Annotated in this window: 15 protein-coding genes and 2 pseudogenes; 8 read left to right on the plus strand and 9 right to left on the minus strand. The window is 31.3% G+C overall.

Features of this window, described 5'->3' with window-relative positions:
• The first annotated feature begins 389 nt into the window (after positions 1 to 389).
• Together desA and SB717_RS29285 are read left to right on the plus strand one after the other, a co-directional pair.
• Positions 390 to 1,442 (plus strand): Delta(5) desaturase DesA, encoded by a 1,053-nt coding sequence (gene desA, locus SB717_RS29280; RefSeq protein ID WP_410906086.1) that lies wholly within the window; start codon positions 390 to 392, stop codon positions 1,440 to 1,442.
• 180 nt (positions 1,443 to 1,622) lie between these two features.
• Positions 1,623 to 1,751 (plus strand): annotated as a pseudogene (locus SB717_RS29285) (STAS domain-containing protein); the annotation flags it as partial.
• Positions 1,752 to 1,966: 215 nt separating this feature from the next.
• Here SB717_RS29285 and SB717_RS29290 read toward each other — a convergent pair.
• Together SB717_RS29290 and SB717_RS29295 are read right to left on the minus strand one after the other, a co-directional pair.
• Positions 1,967 to 2,488, minus strand: a complete 522-nt coding sequence (locus SB717_RS29290; RefSeq protein ID WP_410906088.1) for a hypothetical protein — start codon at positions 2,486 to 2,488, stop codon at positions 1,967 to 1,969.
• A 323-nt stretch (positions 2,489 to 2,811) separates the two neighbouring features.
• On the minus strand, positions 2,812 to 3,252 hold the full coding sequence (locus SB717_RS29295; RefSeq protein ID WP_410906090.1) for a Spo0E family sporulation regulatory protein-aspartic acid phosphatase: 441 nt from the start codon (positions 3,250 to 3,252) through the stop codon (positions 2,812 to 2,814).
• A 759-nt stretch (positions 3,253 to 4,011) separates the two neighbouring features.
• Between SB717_RS29295 and SB717_RS29300 the strand changes: the two genes are divergently transcribed.
• Positions 4,012 to 4,320, plus strand: coding sequence for a hypothetical protein (locus SB717_RS29300; protein WP_410906092.1), 309 nt, complete (start codon positions 4,012 to 4,014; stop codon positions 4,318 to 4,320).
• 645 nt (positions 4,321 to 4,965) lie between these two features.
• Here the strand turns inward: SB717_RS29300 and SB717_RS29305 are convergent.
• Both SB717_RS29305 and SB717_RS29310 read right to left on the minus strand, forming a co-directional pair.
• A complete protein-coding gene (locus SB717_RS29305) occupies positions 4,966 to 5,148 on the minus strand; it encodes a hypothetical protein (protein ID WP_114894902.1) in 183 nt (60 codons plus the stop codon).
• Positions 5,149 to 5,286: 138 nt separating this feature from the next.
• Entirely contained in the window at positions 5,287 to 5,427 is a 141-nt protein-coding gene (locus SB717_RS29310; protein ID WP_080743162.1) for an FbpB family small basic protein, read from the minus strand.
• 243 nt (positions 5,428 to 5,670) lie between these two features.
• Here SB717_RS29310 and SB717_RS29315 point away from each other — a divergent pair, with 243 nt between their 5' ends.
• Positions 5,671 to 5,871, plus strand: coding sequence for a cold-shock protein (locus SB717_RS29315; RefSeq protein WP_013056497.1), 201 nt, complete (start codon positions 5,671 to 5,673; stop codon positions 5,869 to 5,871).
• Positions 5,872 to 6,140: 269 nt separating this feature from the next.
• Here the strand turns inward: SB717_RS29315 and SB717_RS29320 are convergent, their stop codons facing one another.
• Complete coding sequence (locus SB717_RS29320; RefSeq protein WP_074683740.1) at positions 6,141 to 6,344, minus strand: cold-shock protein; 204 nt, start codon at positions 6,342 to 6,344, stop codon at positions 6,141 to 6,143.
• A 638-nt stretch (positions 6,345 to 6,982) separates the two neighbouring features.
• Here SB717_RS29320 and SB717_RS29325 point away from each other — a divergent pair.
• The 3 genes from SB717_RS29325 to SB717_RS29335 all read left to right on the plus strand — a co-directional run bounded on the left by SB717_RS29325 (position 6,983) and on the right by SB717_RS29335 (position 9,263).
• Complete coding sequence (locus SB717_RS29325) at positions 6,983 to 7,837, plus strand: malate synthase (protein WP_410906094.1); 855 nt, start codon at positions 6,983 to 6,985, stop codon at positions 7,835 to 7,837.
• A 565-nt stretch (positions 7,838 to 8,402) separates the two neighbouring features.
• Positions 8,403 to 8,591 carry a hypothetical protein gene (locus tag SB717_RS29330; protein WP_053488355.1) on the plus strand — a complete coding sequence of 63 codons (189 nt, stop codon included), beginning with the start codon at positions 8,403 to 8,405 and terminating at the stop codon, positions 8,589 to 8,591.
• A 522-nt stretch (positions 8,592 to 9,113) separates the two neighbouring features.
• Entirely contained in the window at positions 9,114 to 9,263 is a 150-nt protein-coding gene (locus SB717_RS29335; RefSeq protein WP_312036284.1) for a hypothetical protein, read from the plus strand.
• A gap of 396 nt (positions 9,264 to 9,659) precedes the next feature.
• Here SB717_RS29335 and SB717_RS29340 read toward each other — a convergent pair whose 3' ends face one another.
• The 3 genes from SB717_RS29340 to SB717_RS29350 all read right to left on the minus strand — a co-directional run bounded on the left by SB717_RS29340 (position 9,660) and on the right by SB717_RS29350 (position 13,558).
• Positions 9,660 to 9,878, minus strand: a complete 219-nt coding sequence (locus tag SB717_RS29340; protein WP_221789539.1) for a hypothetical protein — start codon at positions 9,876 to 9,878, stop codon at positions 9,660 to 9,662.
• 1,011 nt (positions 9,879 to 10,889) lie between these two features.
• Positions 10,890 to 12,239, minus strand: coding sequence for a polysaccharide deacetylase family protein (locus tag SB717_RS29345; protein ID WP_410906096.1), 1,350 nt, complete (start codon positions 12,237 to 12,239; stop codon positions 10,890 to 10,892).
• A gap of 539 nt (positions 12,240 to 12,778) precedes the next feature.
• Positions 12,779 to 13,558 (minus strand): peptidoglycan-binding domain-containing protein, encoded by a 780-nt coding sequence (locus SB717_RS29350; RefSeq protein WP_410906098.1) that lies wholly within the window; start codon positions 13,556 to 13,558, stop codon positions 12,779 to 12,781.
• 641 nt (positions 13,559 to 14,199) lie between these two features.
• Here SB717_RS29350 and SB717_RS29355 point away from each other — a divergent pair.
• A pseudogene (locus SB717_RS29355) lies at positions 14,200 to 14,640 on the plus strand (transposase); the annotation flags it as partial.
• Between the two features lie 235 nt (positions 14,641 to 14,875).
• Here SB717_RS29355 and SB717_RS29360 read toward each other — a convergent pair.
• Positions 14,876 to 15,361, minus strand: a complete 486-nt coding sequence (locus SB717_RS29360) for a CBO0543 family protein (RefSeq protein ID WP_410906100.1) — start codon at positions 15,359 to 15,361, stop codon at positions 14,876 to 14,878.
• Positions 15,362 to 15,404 lie beyond the last annotated feature (43 nt).

The raw sequence follows: 15,404 nt of genomic DNA on the forward strand, positions 1-15,404 counted from the left end.
GATGAAATTGTTAAAGAGTTTTTATACCAAAATGAACAAAAGTTGAACATTCATAGCTCTGAAAAACTACCGGCCCTAGTCATCATTTAGAGGAGGTAGTTTTTTGTTCGCAATATATTTAAAAAAATAGTGGCTCAAAACCTGTTGGTAAGATACAGGTTTATGAGCGCCATTACATAGCTAGGACTTCAATAATCCTAATGCTTTAATCAAACTGATTTTTTCCCACACACTTTTTTCCTTTTATTAAGAAAATACATTCACACATGTATGACAGTTGTCATACTAGTTACTTGACGTTTATATCTTTTGTTACCAGCTACTATGTTCTACTATAAAGATAAAGAAGAGCTGTATATTAAATATGGTAAAGATGTAAGGAGGAACACATGAGCAAACAAAAAACGACTGAATTAAGAAAAAATGTAGCACCTTTTGAAAAATCCAATACGAAATCGAGTATAAAGCAATTGATAAACACATTCCTACCGTTTTTACTACTTTGGTTTCTAGCTTATAAAAGTTTGTCCGTTTCTTATTGGCTAACACTGCCAATAGCTATTGTTACAGCTGGATTCGTCGTCCGAATCTTCATTATTTTCCATGATTGTTGTCATCAATCATTTTTCAAAAGCCGAAAAGCGAATAATATCCTTGGTACAATCAGTGGGGTTATAACGATGTTTCCGTATGAACAGTGGAAACGAAGCCACTCGATTCATCATGCCACGAGCAGCAACTTAGATAAACGAGGAACTGGTGATGTGTGGGTCATGACAGTTGATGAATATGTTGCAGCTTCCTACTGGGGCCGGTTAGCTTACCGAATTTACCGTAATCCAATTGTTATGTTTGGATTAGGTCCCATCTATCTTTTCTTCGTTTCTAACCGATTGAACCGAAAAGACGCGAAACGAAAGGAACGTTTGAACACATATTTAACCAATTTCTCAATTGTTGCAGTGTATGCACTTTTATGTTGGGGTATTGGTTGGCAAGCTTTTCTGCTCGTTCAAGCTCCCATCCTTTTTGTAGCAGGATCACTTGGAATTTGGCTATTTTACGTACAGCATCAATTTGAGGATTCCTATTTTGAAAATGAAAAAGAGTGGGATTACGTAAAGGCTGCAGTTGATGGTAGCTCCTATTACAAGCTTCCTAAAGTTTTACAATGGGTAACAGGTAATATTGGTTTTCATCATGTACATCATTTGGCTCCAAGAGTTCCAAACTATAATTTAGAAAAGGCGCATGAGTCTACGCCACCATTACAGAAAGCAACAACCATTACACTAAGCACAAGCTTGAAGTCTCTTCGTTTTCGGCTTTTAGATCAACAAAATAAACGTTTTGTAAGCTTTAAAGAAATTAAGCATCTCGTAGACACTAAAAAATCGCATATGAATTTAAATAACAAAAGGCCAAATCTCGATAAAAATTAAATATTCATACGATAAAACTATTCATTTCCTAATAAAAAATAATTGGATTAGTTGAACTATAATCGGAATAAGGGTCACTACATAAAAAGTGTCCCTTATTGGCTATTTGTCTATGTTGTGTATACACCTTAAAACTTTTATTTGCATGTAATACATTAACTTTTATTCAGCCTTCTTTATCTCTTTCATTTAATTGATGCCCTTGGACTACTTCGGGTGAAGTTTATCTTATCTGGTATTAGACCCGAAGTTGCCCAAACAGCTATTCAACTTGACCTTTCATTTAAAAATATAAGATTGAAAGGGTAATGTGTTAATCAAGATGTTTCCAGGCATCGACTCATACAATTAAATTCTGCAACAGAAAAAACCTACCTCTCTTGACTGGAAAGAGATAGGTTTTTCTATTTTTAGTCGAATCAGATATACATCCTCAATTAACATAATGGATTTTATTAGAAATAATATACGAAAAGGCTCTTTATGGAAAAATAAATAAGTACCTTGATAAAATAGGGGTGCTTTTACGTATTTATTTCTTCTTTACCATCCAGCACTTCTTTCTTTAACGTGTCAAAATCTCTTTTAGCTACTTTTTCAATCTTATCAAATAATTCATCACCTTTGATTAATCCTTTTTCTTCTAGTATTTCTTCTAACGCTTTAAATCTTACTCTAGATAAAACAACCTCATTTACGGCATTAACCATCAACTTCTGATCTTTTGTAAGTTCTTTTTCTTTGGCTGGTTCTTGTTGTAACTTAATTCTAAATACGATTTTTGTATCATCTGATATCTCTGCTGCTTGATAAAAAGTACTGTGTGAAATATTTTTCATTTTAAGTTTCTCATTTTTATCAACAATAGTAAGTTCAAAATCGGGGCTCTCAAAAAATAAGTCATATAAGTTATAATCTTTTTTTCCTATAACCGACAATGCAAACCCAATCTTTTTTAGCTGCTCACCTGTAGTGGAATGTGTAATTGTTTTTTCTTCGAAATTTTCAACGTTAAATTCAACATTATTGATAATTAATTGTTTCAATTCAACCACCTCTTTATCTATATGAATACGACGAGTCTTAAAAGATTCCCTGTTTTCTCAAAATAAAAAAGGACACTGATGAATCAGTATCCTTAAAGGATTATTTAGAAAACCTTGTGCTTGGAAGGGTAATTATTGAAGATCGGTTGTAATGTCATATTTCAAGAAAAAAATTATACTGTTTTGTGGTTATATAACAATGGTACTTGTGAAGTTAAGGAACAAAATTCATTAGGAAAAGTTAAATTAGTATCAGTTTTTTCTAATCCGATGTTTTTTAAGTACTTATAAATTTAGTTTTAAGCGTTAGAAAAGATAGATTTTCACGAATGAGTTGTTAACTTTCGTAAATTTTGAAGGGCAACAAAACCTGCTTTAGTTCCATTACCAACTAGAACTAAAGCAGTACATACTCCAAATGTTGCTAGATTTGAATGAGCAATCAATTGGGCAGAACAAAAACGAATATTACTTCTTGCAAGCTCAACGGCTTTTACCTCATATTTAAAATTACTAACTTTATAAATACCATACGAGTGTCTCATTCTAGATAGATCCCCTCCGTAATCTAAAAACATGTTAGTTGAACTAGAATAAGATTTCATATGCAAATTTATAAGCTTGTCCAAATCTTGACTACACTTAATTGTTTTTTTATCTAAAAGTCCATAATTACTACCTAGATCAATTAATTCTTTCCTTTTTTTTGCAATACATTTTCGTAAGTCCTTTATTTGACCTACTGAATTGATTACCATTGACATAGCTTTTTCTCACCTCATCGAAATTTTTCAGTTTCTAGGAAATTTAGTAGGTCTATAATAAAAAGATAGAGCCAATAAAAAATATTATGAGCAATATAAGATAGAATGAAAACGATTTCTACAAAAGATATCAAAAAATTACAAGAAAATACAAAAATTATAGACATTAATGAGCTATCCCATTCGAAAAAGTATACTTTTTCGAATGGGATAGCTGTTTTTTAAGTCATTTTTCCACAGTCCAAGAAGGGGTGCTTTTTGGGACTATCTATATTGGACAACCTCAATCATAAATTAACTATACATAGTTAAGGGGATTCTGGTGCATAAGTGTTGAAGTGTTGTTACTGAGAAGCTACTAGAAGAAAATATCCTTTATTCCGCGGGTCATTGTCTATTCATTGCAATTCTGAGCGTTTCTCATAATAATGTTTTTAGTGAAGGAGTTGAGAAGATTGAAAAAAATCATATACTGGATTATCTTTATTTTGTTGATTGTAGCTTATGTGACTGACGTAGAAAACATTGACTTAAAGGATTTATTCTCTTCATCACAAGAAAGTACAACATCCTATGATAGATAAAGTGAACTATTTTCCGACTGATAAATATTCTGAAACCGCAGAACATATTGAACATACCATTAATAAAGGTAAGTCAGCTATTTGTACAATTAATCCTGATGGGGCAGAAGAGAACAGAAGCCAATCTTTAAAGGGGCTTCCTACTAAGTAAGGTTATGATAGAGATGAATTTTTAATGATATTTTGCGATGAAGGAGGAACAGGTACAGAAATTGAGTATGCTAAGCCTGCTGATAATCGGAGCATCTTATCAAGTCAATCAATTGCCGAGTGGAACAAAGGTTTTAATTCAGATAAAATAAAAAGAACAGGTATTGTAAGGGAATTAGACGAATTAGGACGTGTGAAAATTCGATATGAATTATGTAAAGCTTTTGGGATAGAAGATAATACAACACATTTAGAGCTATTTGTTATGGGAGGGTTTGTACAGGTACAGGAGAAATTAAATGATCAAATATTCTTATTCTCGAAGAAGAATTGAAAAGAAGGGATCTACCCTTCATTACTAAAACAGATAGGAGTAATTAATTCAGAATTATGCTTCTATCTGTTTTTCCTTTTTTACAACCCACATCAGGAATTCCATTTCTTGATTAGTTAGCTTTCTATTTAAGGATTGTTCAAACTGTAAAACTAACTCTATAAAGCGCTGCATGTTATCCATTTATGTTATAACTCAACTCCTTGAGTTTATCTTTAAGTATAGAATAAGTTTAAGGTTTTTATTTTGTCAAATTTTGTTGTGTTTTAATACTATAATTTAAGAAGAAGCATAAGGAAGCCATTATAAAGATAGTTCAATTAGACAATTAGCTCTTTTTTTTGGATGTCATATTGAGGTTAACTATGAGAAGGAATGGAAGAGATATAAGCATGAATTAACCTTTGTAGATCAAGTAATCTGGACTATCAAAGATTTATTTTGGAAAAGAAACATGTTGATTTAAAGTAAATAGCGATTAATGGAATCGCATTATAAAACATACATAGATAGAAAGAGCTGAGTTACATAAAAAGAGAGGAAAATACCTTTTTTATTTGTTTACCCTTGGAGAAAGTATTGACCATAGATAGTGGGTTCTAAGGTGAAAATGTTGAAAAAGCACCCCTGAATGGGTGCTGTGAATTAAAGTAGTTCATCATTCTGGTTTTTTAGAAACTTGCTTTCTAACTCTAATTGCTTCATTCGTCGTTGTAACCCTAAATTTTCTAAGTCTTGTTCTAGCTCGGAAGATAAATCAGTTTGTTCTTTAGCATTTTCCATTTGTTTTCTAGTAGTTGCCAACCTCTTTTGTTCTTTTGAATTCATATTAACAGCCCCTTTCTTTTGACTTGCTAGATTCGACATAGCAGATGAAATATCCTGTAAAAAGCCATTTACCTAAAAATGCAACAGCAGTACAATACAAAAAAACATCCGTTTAGATAGGATGTTTTTATTTTACTTTTATTTCGTTTTCATCTTTATAGCCTGCTCTTGGCGAGCTTCAATTTTTTCTTCAATCTTTTCCATGACCTTTTTATCTTCTAGTATTTTATGTCTATTTTCATTGACTAGGTTTTGAAAAGAGGGTTTTAACTTTCTCATAATGGCACTTCTTTCTCACTGTTTAGTTTAGTCCGTAGACAAGTATGATTATAACGGTTAAATGGAATAAAGCAATTATTTGCTATCAACATCCCTATGTGTTACACTACATTTAACTTGTTTTTGTTCGGTATAAGATTGAGAGAAGAAAAAACCTTAAACAGAAGTTTTTATCTTGAAATAGTATGATTGGGCAAGAGAGGTAATACATTTGTGGAGTATTCCACAGCAGGAGGCAACATTATGACACAAGGTACAGTAAAATGGTTTAATGCAGACAAAGGTTTCGGTTTCATTGAAATCGAAGGCGGAGACGATGTATTCGTTCATTTCAGTGCTATTCAAGGTGAAGGTTTCAAATCATTAGAAGAAGGTCAAAAAGTTACTTTTGATATCGAGCAAGGTCAACGTGGAGCACAAGCTGCTAACGTTCACAAAGCATAATCAAAAGTGATAACAAAAGGACTCCTTATGAAGGAGTCTTTTTTTATGGTCTTATAATTAGAAAACCATGATTTATCTACTATTAGTTCAATAGAAAACCCAGGCTTTAAAAAAAAGCCTGGGTTTTAGACAAGACGATCGATACAAGGTATAACTAGTTATAACACATAATAGAAATAGAAAGCAAATGTAAATAAATTAACTATATTTTCAATTAAATTAAATAATATAGTAGTAATTTTTAATCTATGCGATAGCATTGGTACAAATTATCTTCGATGGGGATTAAGGGGGATTTTATTAATAAGCCGTTCTCCAGCTTCCATGTGATTTCCACACAAAGGGCATTTTTGGTGATTGTCGTAAGAGAAATCTTTTCTCATCCAGCCCTTACAATCTTCTACTGTACATTCCCAAACCTCTGTTTGTTCTTGAGCTAAAAGTTCTTGATTTCTTTTGCCGTAATAATACATACTAACATCACTACTCCTCATATTATATTATAGCTTATAAAGGAGTAATAATTATTTATAGGAATTGAGTTTTTTACCATTATATTTCCATTGAATAATGCACGGAATTTTTAATATGAGAATTTCTAAACACTTGCTAATAATGTTCATATCTTCTTATTTTTCTTTTTACTTGTACCACTTACTGTAGTAGTACACCCTTAAACTAAGTCTCCAACGTAATAAGGGTTAGTTTAGAGATTAGTTTAATCGTGGAATCATTTCACTTATCACCTGTAATCAAGTGGTTATTTATAGGGACTTTCCAGAAGGATCGCGACTTTTTAGAGACTTTTATTTCAATTTATTATAAATAATAAAACTTTATTTTAACTCAAATTAAAATATATTGTCAATGGAAAATTTGTAATATTTTCAAAAAATGTTATAATAGTTTTACAATTGTTTTTTCAATCGTATTCCGAATTCTGCTGTGTTTTTTCAGATAGAATTATGGATACATTTTTTCAATACCCTTTTTTAAATTGAAAAAAAACTCAAACAGTTGTGTGAGCTTTAAAGGTAAGTTAGTTGAATAAAATTATTAATTTACTATCTAATAGTAATCGTGTTTTTATTCTACAAGGAGGCCTAGAATAATGAATTTAATCAATAAGAAAGTTACACACAAGCTTTTTGGGATAGGTAGTATAGTTAAATATAATGATTCTAGTATTGAAATACATTTCGCCTCGGAAAATAAAAAGTTTGTTTTCCCCGATGTATTTGGAAAGCATCTAAAACTGCATGATAAAAGTGTTGCTAATTCACTCGAAAAAATTATAGAAAAAAAGGAAATGGAACACAAGGAGGAAGAACGGAAGAAGGAAGAGGAAAAAAAACTTCAACGAAAAAACCAAGAACTTCGCTGGGGACTTGAAAAACTTATGAAAAATCATAAACTTCATTCTGAATCACAAATGGTTTTTTGGTGTGACATAGAAGAACAGAGTAGTTCTTTTTTAGAGTGGAAGGTTTTTTCAGGCGTAATAAAAAGTGGTAATAACAAGGGGAAGCCAACCAAACCCACCCGTTTGCACCAAAATAGTGCTGTCTTGTTAACTGCAATAGATTCCAATATGCCTGAAAAAGATAGACGTGTCTTAGGCGTCTATATGGTAAATGAAGATTTTATCGGTAAGCTTTGTGAAGATGGATATATTCCTGCTCATTCAAAATACAGACTCCAACTTACAGAACAGGAATCGGATCAGATGCTTTTCTGGGAATATTATGTAAATGAAAAGTCATCCCAAAAAATGACATGGAATACAGGTAAATACCGTTATTTTGATAATTTATGGATGGCTCAAATTTTACTTGATATAGTTGAGTTGAAAAATGACCCAAAGGAAAGAGAGCTGGCACAACAATTTTTTGAACATTTTTGTAAAATGAATCTGATAACAGTTGAGGAGTTACCAAAGCCTAATGGCGCATTAATGCGTATGTAAACGTTAGCCCAAAGATAATAAGAACGACTAGGGACTGACACATTTTTCCCACCTATTATTAATGGTGAACATTCCTTTGCTCTGTTCTGTTCGCTAATAAAAAGGCAAGATCAGAACATAGCAGAGGTAGAAAAGAGACAGTAGGTCATAAAAAAATCTATAGAAAATAATCCTTTACTATTTTATGACTATATACTTTACTATTAGTAACCTCTAGTGGAATAACTATCGGGGAAAGGTTACTTACTTTTTGAACGTATATACCAGAATGAGGAAAATCTATACGGGTTGATGTAAGCTTTTCTCAGCTCTATTATAAGAATAATACGATAATCTTATTATTTTTAATAGAAGAGAAGATGAGGGATATAAGCGTGAAAATATTTAGTAATGGAAAAACAGTAACTATAAGAGTATCGAACGAATTAGTAACAATCTTAAAAAGTCATTATATAGAAAACATGAACAGATACTCTTATACGGTTACTAAATATCCAAGTGCTTTTTCCTTTGAAGAAGAATTAATGAAATAAGAAGAATAAGTAGATAAAGAGGAGATAAACCTATGCTTAAATTTAAAGTTATTTTCGAATTTATAAATGGCAGGACAAAGGAATTAAAATTCGAAGCCACATCAAAGAAAGAAGTCATTAGTCATATAACAAAATATGAAAGATTCATTTCGAATGAAAAAGAGCTAGTGCACATCAATTTAAATAATGTGGTACAATTTATGGTTACAGAAGAAAAATAATAAAAAAAACTAGGCATCTAATAATTGAGGCGCTTTTTATTTTAATAGATAGACTGATTTAAGAAATAAGCAGCACTATAAGATTTAGAGCCTCTTGATTCCATGAGGTGTCATTAGTGTCATTAGTTGCAAGCACTTACGAAAAAAAGGTGCTTTTTTTAATGTATTTTTGTAAGTCTTTTATTTGACCTACTGAACTGACTACTATTGAAATAGCTTCTTCTCACCCCATTGAAATCTTTCAGTCTCTAGGAAATTTAGTAGGTTCATAGTAAAAAGATAGAGCCAACAAAAAATATTATGAACAATATACGAGAGAATGAAAACGCCTTCTATAAAACACATCAAAAAAATACAAAAAATATAGACATTAATGAGTTAATCTGTCCGAAAAAGTATACCTTTTAGTAGTAAGATGAACTACTTATTACTTATAGATTTAGCATAAAGATTGGGTTTTTCACCATACTTATAATAAGGATAAATTGAATCTGTTAAGTAGCCTGAAGGTGGTGAGTTTTTATGAAAAATAGAGATAAAAGACGAAAAAAGAAACGTGACTTTTTAAAGGATTATTTGAAAAAAAAGTTAGGAAATTGGAAGCCTGGACTTGGCAAAGAACCTACCTCTAACTCTAAGACGATGACTCATGAAAATAGAAACCTTGATTAGATAATATGTAGAGATGCTAACATATCATAGCTTCTACACGCTTGTCACTTAATAAGGTTAGATAAAAGGAAGAGGAATTCCTATTTTTTCGGGAATATTCATACTGAGATTTGCTCTGTGGCGAAATGAAGTCCATTTAAGCTGGATAAATGAGTCATTCATTGCAAAATCCCCACCTATATAATATGAAAAAGTATGTATATGGATTTTTAATTTAGTTTAAACTAATAACATATTCCCCAATCGCCTGAATTTTAACAAGCCTTTGCTCCCGTTGAGCAAAGGCTACTTTTTTGACGAGTGTCTTCTATAAAATATGTCATTTTAAAAAGACTTTTGTGTAAGTAAAATTAGTCGCTCTAAAAAGATCCATTCTTTTAGAGCGACTAATTTTTATCATTCTTTATAAAGACAGTTATATGCATGAGTATTAGTGGATGAGACAACAAATGTTGGTTGTCCCCTTTGATTTTTATGAAAGACTTTCACACCACAACCTGGGCAAGCAAAAAATCCTCTGGAATGCATGTAGCTGAATTTTGTGATTTCTTCGGGTTTAAAAACACCCATTTTCGTTCCACAATGAATATATACAGCTTCTTTTACACTTGACATTGGATCACTCCCCTATATACGTTGAGTAGCTTTCTATTTTTAGTATATAAGAGATGAGTGGATAATTTAACCTTTTTAAACCAATTTAATATGAAATTCAGAAAATTATTTAAATCTGAAGTTAAAGAGTAAAAGATATTTTTTTATTTATGTATCTTAAGAACCACCTTTTTATATAAGCAAACGTCAAAGTGAAAACAGTGAATGTTGGGTAAATAGAAAATATCTATTTGCGCAAAAGGGTTATAAAATTAATTATGTTTATTAAGTAATGTCTAAATTTATATTATACCTATAAGTAATAGTTAACGTATTTTATTAAAAAATGTTTTATCTATTACTCACTTTGTAGAAAAAGAACTAATTTGTCGTCAGGTGAAGTAAATAGTGAATCTTAAATTTTCATAACGGAGTTTATCAATTTACTCCTTTACGTTAAATACGTTTATTTTGTGTTTTTAATTAAATTTATCTTATTAAAAATATATCGATATTAAATACTTTAAATTTTTCGTTTAGTTATTAGGGATAAAGAAATTTCTTGAAAGGGAAGTAGAAGATAGAGTGGTATCTGTTAAGAAGTGAAAATCGTCATTTGTCATTAGTAAGAGTAAATAGCTAAAGTAATAATTTACATAAAATACTTTACCATCTACTTAGTGTGTTTAGATTATCATCAAACAAAAAATGACCTTTACTTTAAAGTGTTAAATTGTTAACATATGACAATCTTTCTTTTATTGCTATTCCTTAGCCTAAAAAGCACAAACCAATCTATATGGTTTGTGCTTTTTTTGTCTTTACAGATATAATCAAATCTACTTACTATAATGTCTCTTATAGGCAGTTGAAAATTAGGAAGCTCTTAATAAACGGACATTTTTCATGTTTCATCTAATGAGTTTACTACAATTATTTAAGTGAATTATTATTAGAAATTCATGTTGCCTTTTCTAGTTTGAGAGATTAATTACTTATATCTTAATATTTATTCAATAGAAATTATCTCTTTTATGACCCTGGAACAGGTAAAGGTCGCTCTTTATCAAAAACGGGCTTTACATCAAATAAAGTAGATAAGGTATTTTTACCCTTATACAAATCTTCATACATCCGTATGCCATCTATATTTATTCGTCCTTGTCTTAAATATTCATCTGTTAATTGGACCCAAGAAGGCTTAGATGCGTCTACATTACAGAAATAATTAAATCCCTTGTTTTTCAGATATTCATAGCGCTTACCTTGATATGGGTGCCAGGAGCCTATATCACTTCCAAATGGAAATAAGTAAATATCTGTTTTCCCAATGATACTTTCTACTTCTTTTTCCCACTTATCTGTATCTTTTACGAAGACTTCATATGGAGCGCTTCCGTCATTTATATGACCCCAACTATGACTAGCAAATTCCCAACCTTGTTTTTTCATAGTCAAAGAAACATTTCTTGCTTTTTCCCGGTCTTCCTTAAGTGTTGGGCTATTAGTATATTCAGAAGGTGATGTTCTATAACCTAAAACACCGTTATATCCCGTTAGTGCAATAATGCCTCTTGCCCCCCTATAAGAAAAGTCAGGGTGCTTATCAATAAAATCCTCTAATAGGGGTGCAACATCATATGATCCTGTCACAATTGATCCATCTTCTAGCTCCATCTCGTTAGTCAAATTCCCCTTTTTATTTAAAATAAGACGTTTAGCAAACCCATCTACTTCCATATATTCATAATAACTCACATCATCCTGTGAAAGAACAAAAGGTTTTTTTCCTTTTGGAAGCCAAATGTCTCCTGGAACCATCTTTTCAGACCTGTCTTTTTGCTTTTCTAAGTGTCCTATGTCATGTATGCTAACTAGAACATAGCCTCTATCATACATTTGTTGAATAATTTTTTTAAATTCTTCAATCGTAGTCATATATGCATTATAACCATCTTGCCTGTAGTCTCCATCAAAAGCTTTTTGATTATCTGCAATCAATGTATGAAAAAATACATGAGGTATCTTTGTGACATCTTGCCATCTTACCATTTGAGCCTTTTCTTTTTCATAACGAGTTAATGCACTTTCTAGGTCAGGATTACCTTCATAGTCTTTTACACCTTTAATTAAGGCTATTGCCCTGTCAAAATCGTAGCCCTTAGCTAGTAAATCGGCCTTTTTAATAACGCTTGAATCGTTAGAAACACTTGAGTTAATGTGAGTTGAAATTTTGCCTGATGCTTGTTTTGTTTTTTGCTTGTTAAAAAAGGCTAAATCTTTACTAGATAGCCAACTAACTCCTAGAATTATTAGCATTATTAATGCTAATAAAGACAAGGTTGCGATTCTGATTCTTTTTCTCTTTCCGTTCTCGTTCATGTGCTAAGTTATTCCCCTTTTGATATATTAATATAATTTAAAATTACACCTTCACATTTACAACAATAAAAACTTTTTAAATTGAGGTAATTCAGAGATTCCCTAAATTTTGAATTTTAACCTTTGATCAGGTATAAACCCAACAAATTCCTCACTATAGTGCAAATAATAAATTTGGGTTATAGTACAAGTCGTTAAAATACTTACAAATATTTTTCAAAACTTGAATGTATACATAATATTATTTTAAAAGAATTGATCAGTATAAAAAAGCACAGTCTATTCTAATAGAAATATTATCCATTAAATCTTATTTCATTAACCCTGAAATGATACTGATGGTATAAATTCAATTTTTATATTTATCGACACTAGTTTTTTATGTCTAAATTAGTGTCGTAAGCACACTATACAAAAATGACTTCTTATCACACCCTAATAGGTTTTATAAGAAGAAAAAGCAAGCTTAAGCCTGCTTTTTTCATGTATACTATCTTTTAATTAAACAAACTAATAAAGGTTTATAAATGCTCTATATTTTATTCCGCCACTACACGTCCATCCTTATAAATGTGGTACCATCCAATTGTACCTGTACCGCCTTGCTCTACCCAGTCTTTGTTTGCTGCTTTAAATCTGTAGTAAGATTGTTTTTTTGAGTCTTTTAATAATCTGCCGTCACCACTAAATATAATAGTGTTACCTAACTTTTTTTGACCTAATGCAATCGCAGTATTCACCGTAAACTGTTGTCTTTCCACTTTATTTTGATTTAAAGCTTTCCATGTCGCTGCACCAACTACACCATCTGAAGATAAATTATGATCAGCTTGGAATTGTTTAACCATCGTTTGAGTTTTTTGACCAAAAACCCCGTCAATACCAGTATCATATTTTACATCTTTAAGGATTTGTTGTAACTCTTTTACATAACTAGATTGAACTCCTAGACGCAATGTTGGTCTTGTTTCTAGTGTTATTACACTCCCTATTTGATCTAAAGCTTTCCATGTCGCTGCACCAACTACACCATCTGAAGATAAATTATGATCAGCTTGGAATTGTTTAACCATCGTTTGAGTTTTTGAACCAAAAATCCCATCAACAGTTACAGTATACTTCGCGTTTTTGAGAATTTGTTGCAATTCTTTTACATAACTAGATTGAGATCCTAGGCGCAATGTTGGTCTTGTTTCTGCTTTTGCTACAACTTTTTGAGAGTTGATCTTAGCTGCTGCATCAGCCGATGATACTCCAATCGCTAAGGGTGTTGCAACAAGTATAATAGTAGGAATAACAGTTAATAATTTCTTTTTCATAATAAAAATAACCTCCGGTTTTAATCATAGAATTCTACTAATCTTGCTAGTTTTCTAAATGAATGTCATTTAATATTTTGCATAAAGCATTTAATAAAAATAGTGAACTTTTACATTCCCCCCTCCTCAACTACAATCAATTAGTTAAAAAGGCTTGCTATATTCCAAGAGAAGGCCCATATGAGTAATGTTTTCAACTATAAGTTTTCTTATGTACTTTCTTTAAAATGTCTAAGGTTGCTTCATCCATTTGAAAAACCGTAATCTGTAGGAGTGGATGGTCGATTTGTAACTATTTCTATACCTAATCTTAAAATGCTCCTTCTTAATATAGTTTTATATATTAATTTACGAACCTTTTGGAAATCATTTTTTATTTCTCTTACTATCCACTGGGATAATTTTTCTCTTGTTTTAACTATTTATTTAAATTATAAAACATTAATGTTTCTAAAATGTTTCCGTTTTAATAGTTATAATGAAATAGCTAATAAATAAAAGTTGAGAGATAAAAACTTTAAAACATATATCGTTTAAACGAGAGCGTAAAATATCCTGTGTAAATGAATAAATACAAAAAGGAAGACCTTTTCTTATAGAATTAAGTCACCACAACTAATTCAAAGAAAGAAGGTCTTCCTATGAATCAGTTTACAACAGATCTCGTTCAAGCTCTAGTTCAAAAAGAAGATGTGATGGAAATTTTCCGTTCTCACTTAGAAAATGTGGTTAATACGCTCTTAGCGAGCGAATTGACAGCTTTTTGGGACTACGAAAAATATAACCGTATTGGATTTAATACAGGAAATTCACGAAATGGTTCGTATTAACTGACGCTGCACACAGAGTTTAGAAAACTTCATCTCGTTATTCCTCGTGATCGGAATGGCGACTTTAAGCAACAGACGGTGGCTCCTTATAAAAGAGCCAATGATACGCTTGAAGCGTTTGCTATTCATATGTTCCAAAAGAGTGTAACGATTGCTGGAATTGCCCATTTGATGGAGCTCATGTATGGTCACCATTACACACCTCAAACTATTTCAAATATGACAAAGGTGATGTCTGAACAGGTAAAGGCAATAGCATTCCCAAGTTCTTCTCATGCTCATATAAGTGAAGTTTCTATTGGGGGTAACTTAACTGGACGGGAAAATGAAGACCTGTTTGGTACATTAACTGGTTGGGAAACATCAGGTAACCCATTTGAAACTGAACAATTAGATTTGTTCGTGTTTGAAGAAGCAGTACCAGTTGAGTTTCCACCTATAAAACAAGAGGAAGACACAAGATCACTGTTTCTAGTAGGAGCATAGGTTAATTCTTTTGTTTCTTTTCTATAATGTGAATAATTTCGATTACTAAACGACTAAATAACGTTCTTACATTAAGACTAATAAGGCTGTAATACCATTTCCATCCTTTTTTCCATTTAATTAGTTTCGTATTTTTCTCTGCCCATAACTCAAATAGGAATAGTGAACTAACAGTAGATACTATTTTAACTATAATTTTAAAAGGCTTGTCGTTTTTAGTTAATTGATACAGCCATAAAGAAACAGTTGGTAAGTATAAAAGGTCAAACAAAACATTTAATTTAAACTCTTTTCGAATAAAGCGTACAGGGTAACTAAGTATATTACGATTAACTAAAAACATGTCAACGATAGCATTTGTATATCCATTCATAAACAAGATCAATAGTGAATCTTTGATATTGACTTTCTTTAAAACCAAGGGTAAGCTGCCTAAAAATATAATGGTTGTATATTTTAGAAATCGTCTTTCTAATTTATTTCTCATATAGCTTCATCTCTTTTCTTAGTCATAAAATTAGTATTAGCTG

The organism is Priestia sp. SIMBA_032 (genome assembly GCF_046535215.1).
Lineage (GTDB): Bacteria > Bacillota > Bacilli > Bacillales > Bacillaceae_H > Priestia > Priestia aryabhattai.

Coding starts and splice junctions, on each gene's coding strand:
- SB717_RS29330 (WP_053488355.1), top strand. CDS start 8,403: ATGCTTAAATTTAAAGTTATTTTCGAATTTATAAATGGCAGGACAAAG.
- SB717_RS29360 (WP_410906100.1), bottom strand. CDS start 15,361: ATGAGAAATAAATTAGAAAGACGATTTCTAAAATATACAACCATTATA.
- desA (WP_410906086.1), top strand. CDS start 390: ATGAGCAAACAAAAAACGACTGAATTAAGAAAAAATGTAGCACCTTTT.
- SB717_RS29320 (WP_074683740.1), bottom strand. CDS start 6,344: ATGTATTATTACGGCAAAAGAAATCAAGAACTTTTAGCTCAAGAACAA.
- SB717_RS29325 (WP_410906094.1), top strand. CDS start 6,983: ATGAATTTAATCAATAAGAAAGTTACACACAAGCTTTTTGGGATAGGT.
- SB717_RS29340 (WP_221789539.1), bottom strand. CDS start 9,878: ATGTCAAGTGTAAAAGAAGCTGTATATATTCATTGTGGAACGAAAATG.
- SB717_RS29350 (WP_410906098.1), bottom strand. CDS start 13,558: ATGAAAAAGAAATTATTAACTGTTATTCCTACTATTATACTTGTTGCA.
- SB717_RS29345 (WP_410906096.1), bottom strand. CDS start 12,239: ATGAACGAGAACGGAAAGAGAAAAAGAATCAGAATCGCAACCTTGTCT.
- SB717_RS29305 (WP_114894902.1), bottom strand. CDS start 5,148: ATGAATTCAAAAGAACAAAAGAGGTTGGCAACTACTAGAAAACAAATG.
- SB717_RS29315 (WP_013056497.1), top strand. CDS start 5,671: ATGACACAAGGTACAGTAAAATGGTTTAATGCAGACAAAGGTTTCGGT.
- SB717_RS29335 (WP_312036284.1), top strand. CDS start 9,114: ATGAAAAATAGAGATAAAAGACGAAAAAAGAAACGTGACTTTTTAAAG.
- SB717_RS29310 (WP_080743162.1), bottom strand. CDS start 5,427: ATGAGAAAGTTAAAACCCTCTTTTCAAAACCTAGTCAATGAAAATAGA.
- SB717_RS29295 (WP_410906090.1), bottom strand. CDS start 3,252: ATGTCAATGGTAATCAATTCAGTAGGTCAAATAAAGGACTTACGAAAA.
- SB717_RS29300 (WP_410906092.1), top strand. CDS start 4,012: ATGATATTTTGCGATGAAGGAGGAACAGGTACAGAAATTGAGTATGCT.